This is a genomic window from Aquitalea sp. S1-19, from assembly GCF_024343515.1.
The window spans coordinates 1-4,488 of record NZ_RJTZ01000160.1 but is presented as its reverse complement, the minus strand read 5'-3'; the positions used below and the strand labels follow the sequence as shown (position 1 = coordinate 4,488).

Genomic DNA, 4,488 nt, shown 5'->3' with positions numbered 1-4,488 from the left:
AATAGCGCAAGGTCCTAAGATCCCCTGCTTTCCTCCTCAGAGCGTATGCGGTATTAGCACACCTTTCGATGCGTTATCCCCCACTACTTGGCACGTTCCGACGCATTACTCACCCGTTCGCCACTCGTCAGCAGGCCGAAGCCCCTGTTACCGTTCGACTTGCATGTGTAAAGCATGCCGCCAGCGTTCAATCTGAGCCAGGATCAAACTCTTCAGTTCAATCTCTATGCTTTTTTCGTACTTTGGCACGCAAGTTCAAAGAAACTTTACGTTTCCAATCTTCTTGCAGTGCGAGTGTTTGGCATCGCCAAGCACTCACACCTATCGGTTGTTCGTTCTGTTAAAGAGCAGTGCCGCGCCGCTTGTTTCGTTTGCGTCGTCAGCTGAGGAGGCGAAATATACGCACCTTGCACAGGTGCGTCAACAGCTAAAACTAGGCAAAACTGCTAAAACCAGCCTGAAAAACAGCAAGTGTTTGTTTTTAAACAAAACAAAATTCACTATCACACGCATAAACAAGCAGAGGGATAATAGAACCATTAGAACTGGAGACTATTTTGCCTGCACCCACCTGGATTTTTGACCTGGATAACACGCTACACAATGCCGATTACGGCATTTTTCCGCAGATCAACCTGCTGATGACCCGCTATATCATGGAGCACCTAGCTGTGGATGAAGCAGAAGCCCACCGCTTACGCCAGCGCTACTGGCTGCAATACGGGGCCACGCTAAAAGGCCTGGTTCAACACCACGGCATCGATCCGCACCATTTCCTGCAGCAGACCCACCCCTGCGAGCACTTTGCCAGCATGCTGCGGCATGAACCCTACCTTGAATCCGTTCTGGCCAAACTACCCGGCCGCAAGATCCTGCTGTCAAACGGGCCGCAACACTATGTAGAAGACCTGCTATTACGCCTGGGCATCTCGCATCACTTTAGTGCGCACTATGGCGTGGAGCGACTGGACTTCACCCCCAAGCCCGACCCGGCGGCTTTTCGCAAGGTATTGACCAAGGAAGGTCTGCAAGCAACGCGCTGCGTTATGGTGGAAGACAGCCTGCCCAATCTGAAAACGGCACGGGCACTGGGCATGAAAACCGTCTGGCTGACACGCGAGCCTCGTCGCCCCTGCTATGTCGACGCCCGCATCACGTCACTGCGCGCGCTATTGCGGCTCAAGCTTTTCCCGACAAACCGGTTGCCATAACAAACCCAGCAACACTAGACAGGCGGCGTACGGCCACAACTGCGCCAGAAAAGCGACCAGCGCATTCATATTGGCCAGATGGCCGTAATGCCAGCGGAACAGTGACAGCATATCGGCGTCGCTACGCGCCAATGGCCAGAGAAAGACCATGACCTGCGTCCCCAATAATGCCAGTAGAGCCACAACTGCCTGTACCCGCTGACCAAAGCGCGTCACCAGCCATACCAACAAGAAGCCGGCAGACAAACCGGTCATCACGTACTGGTTGATCCACTCGAAAAAGGCCATGGGCTTAAGCAAGGTGCCGGCAGCCAGCACCTTGAGAAACCACGCCAGCACCAGAGCAATCGTGATGGCACGGGCGACGTAACGGCGGGCGGCCAGAAATGCAGTGATAAACAGCAAGAAAGCGGCCAGATTGAGCATGACTCCGCCTGCTTCGACCAGCAGCAGGAACAGCATCGGGTTTTCCATCGGCGAAACAAAAGGCTGCGGCAAACCGATTGGCCGTACCACCACGCCAAATAGCGGCACAGACGGGTCAAGCTGGGTCACAAACCAGACTACGATCAGCACTACCGCGTAATCAGCCACATTTTCATGGCGGAAATAGCGCTGGCGCTTGAGCCATATCCGATGCCACAGACGGCGAAATAGCGGACTGACCGCCAGCGTAGCGCCAACGAAAGCACCGGCCATGTTGTACAACATGTCCAGATTGGACGACACGCGCATGGGCAGGAATTGCTGGCCGAACTCCACGCTGAAACTCACCAGCAATGAGAGTGCTAAAGCAAGCAGCCAGGACAATATACGGCTACGCGAACTAAGTGCCAGAGCAAAGCCCAATGGCAGATAGACGAGGAAATTAACCGCATTGTCGAACAGGCGGAAATAATAGGGCAGCGGATAAGCGAGGAATTCGAACAGCGGACGGCCACTATAGGCCCAACCGGTAAACGGGTAGAAACTGGAAAAGACAATCACCACAAAGGTGATCAGGGCCGTGTACTGAGCCACATGGGAACGCTGGGCATTGGCCACGTCATGCAAAGCCTGATTGAGTTAATCAAGCAAGCATACCTATGGCAGCATACTCACTTCAAGTCTGCGGCAGTAAAAAATCCTGCCGCAGACTCTCGCCATCGAATCAAATACCGATACGCCGATTACTTAAGCTTGATCTCGGCCCACAAACGGTTCAGCTCGCGACGCTGACGGCTATTGAGGTCCTGCAATTGCTGCAGGCGCGGCATATCGGCCTTGGTCGGGAAAACCGCCGACGACTTGGCAATCTCCTTGTTAACGAAAGCCATCGATGCCGCATTCGGGCTGCCGGTACCCATGCTATTGGTCAGCTCGGCACCATTCTTGCCATCCAGCATGAAGTTGATGAACTGATAGGCCAGATCCTTGCGCGGCGCATCCTTCAGCACGACGAAGTTATCGACCGACATGGTATTGCCCTCTTTCTGCAAACCAAAGCTGACGACAAACGGACGCTTGGCTTTTTTGGCATCTTCACGCGCTTGCACCATATCGTTGGAGTAACCCATCGCCACCAGCATATTGCCGACTGTCAGCTCCTTGATATAGCTCTGGTTGTTAAAGGTGGCCCAGTAAGGCTTGGCCTTCAGGATCACATCGCGCGCCGCCTTCCAGTCTGCCGGATTGGTCGAGTTGGCCGGCTTGCCCAGATACATCAACGCAGCGGCCACCAGCTCGCGCTGCGAATCAAGCACAATGACCTTGCCCTTGATTTTGGCCAGCACGGCCGGATCAAAAATCAGCGCCCAGCTATTGGCCTTGTCGGCGATGCCGAGCTTTTTCAGTGCCGTTTCGTTGTAACCCAGGACAGTTGTGGTCAGCGCATACGGCAGCGAATACTGGTTGCCCTTGTCGAAGAAGGCATTCAGATAAGCCGGATTCAGGTTTTTGGCATTGGCGATCTTGCTCTTGTCCAGCTTCTCCGCCTTGCCCTGCCCCATCAGCGCCTGCACGGCATAGCCGGTTGGCACCACGATATCGTAACCCTTGGCGCCGGCAGCCATCTTGGCCAGCATTTCTTCATTGTCGCCGTAATAATCCTGCACCAGCTTGCACTTGCACTGCGCCTCAAAACGCTTGGCGGCATCGGCGGACAAATAATTGTTCCAGTTATACAGATGCAGGGTATTGGCCGCAAAAGCCGGAACAGAAGCCAGCAAGGCCAGCGACAATAGCAATTTTTTCATGAGGTTTTCCTGCCGCCATAGCGGTAATGGGAGAAATGGAAATAGCAGGCCGGCGAACATGCGCCGGCCTCTGCTGACTCAGCTATCTGCGCGCAAAGAATTGGGCGAGACGCGCGAGGCGATCACGATCAACACCAGCGTCAGCAGCATCAGCAAGGACGACACCGCATTGACTTCCGGCGTCACCGCAATCTTGATCATCGAATAAATCTCCAGCGGCAAGGTCGATGCACCGGCCCCGGCGGTAAAGAAGGTGATCACGAAGTCATCGATGGACAGCGTGAACGCCATCAGGGCGCCGGCGATAATACCCGGACGGATCACCGGCAGCGTGACCAGACGGAAGGCCTGAAATGGCGTCGCGCCCAGATCGCGCGCCGCCTCGACCAGCGAGTCATCCATACCCTGCATGCGCGCCTTGACCACGATGGCGACAAAACCGATACAGAACGCCACATGCGACAACAAGATGGTAAACAGCCCCAGCTCAAGTATGCCCAACACCTGATTGACCATCACGAAGAAGATCACCAGACTGACACCGGTCAGCAGTTCGGGAATCGCGATGGGTGTCAGCACCAGAAACGGCAGGATGCGCAGCTTGTACTTGTGCATTGCCACCCCGGCCAGCGTCCCGAAAAAGGTAGACAGCAAGCTGGCCGCAATCGCAATCATCAGCGAGTGGCCGGCAGCAGTCAGCATCTTGTCATTGTGAAACAGCTGGTCATACCACTTGAAGGTAAAGCCCACCCATTCCGCGTTCAGCTTGGAATCATTGAACGAGAACACCACCACGATCACCAGCGGCAGGTAAAGAAACAGGTAAGTCGAGATGGCCGATACCCACAGCCAGACGGATTGCTTCTTAGCCACGCTTCACCCCTCCCCTTGCCACTAGCGAGCCCAAGGCCGCAATACCCAATACGCCTGCCGTCAACATGATCGACAGCACCGCACCAAACGGCCAGTCGCGCGTATCCAGAATCTGCTGCTTGATCAGGTTGCCGATCATGATCGAATCGGTACCACCCAGAATGTCCGGA

The 4,488-nt window shown here is 54.9% G+C and carries 4 protein-coding genes and 1 rRNA gene; 1 reads left to right on the top strand and 4 read right to left on the bottom strand.

Going from position 1 to position 4,488, the window contains the following annotated elements; translation table 11 throughout:
- Positions 1–219: ribosomal RNA gene (locus tag EGI20_RS16300) — 16S ribosomal RNA — on the bottom strand; the annotation flags it as partial.
- 338 nt (positions 220–557) lie between these two features.
- Here EGI20_RS16300 and EGI20_RS16295 point away from each other — a divergent pair.
- The gene (locus EGI20_RS16295) at positions 558–1,211 is read left to right on the top strand and encodes a pyrimidine 5'-nucleotidase (RefSeq protein WP_498632729.1); all 654 of its coding nucleotides are present in this window, start codon (positions 558–560) and stop codon (positions 1,209–1,211) included.
- On the opposite strand, the gene EGI20_RS16290 is transcribed toward EGI20_RS16295, so the two are convergent.
- From EGI20_RS16290 to EGI20_RS16280, 3 genes are all read right to left on the bottom strand, one after another.
- Positions 1,170–2,231 (bottom strand): VanZ family protein, encoded by a 1,062-nt coding sequence (locus tag EGI20_RS16290; RefSeq protein ID WP_498632728.1) that lies wholly within the window; start codon positions 2,229–2,231, stop codon positions 1,170–1,172. The genes EGI20_RS16295 and EGI20_RS16290 overlap by 42 nt on opposite strands.
- Positions 2,232–2,380: 149 nt before the next feature.
- On the bottom strand, positions 2,381–3,445 hold the full coding sequence (locus tag EGI20_RS16285; RefSeq protein ID WP_498632726.1) for an ABC transporter substrate-binding protein: 1,065 nt from the start codon (positions 3,443–3,445) through the stop codon (positions 2,381–2,383).
- Between the two features lie 78 nt (positions 3,446–3,523).
- Entirely contained in the window at positions 3,524–4,318 is a 795-nt protein-coding gene (locus tag EGI20_RS16280) for an ABC transporter permease (protein ID WP_498632725.1), read from the bottom strand.
- Positions 4,319–4,488 lie beyond the last annotated feature (170 nt).

What these genes read in the sequence shown, in the direction of transcription:
- EGI20_RS16285 (WP_498632726.1), bottom strand. Translation starts at nt 3,445, where the DNA reads ATGAAAAAATTGCTATTGTCGCTGGCCTTGCTGGCTTCTGTTCCGGCT.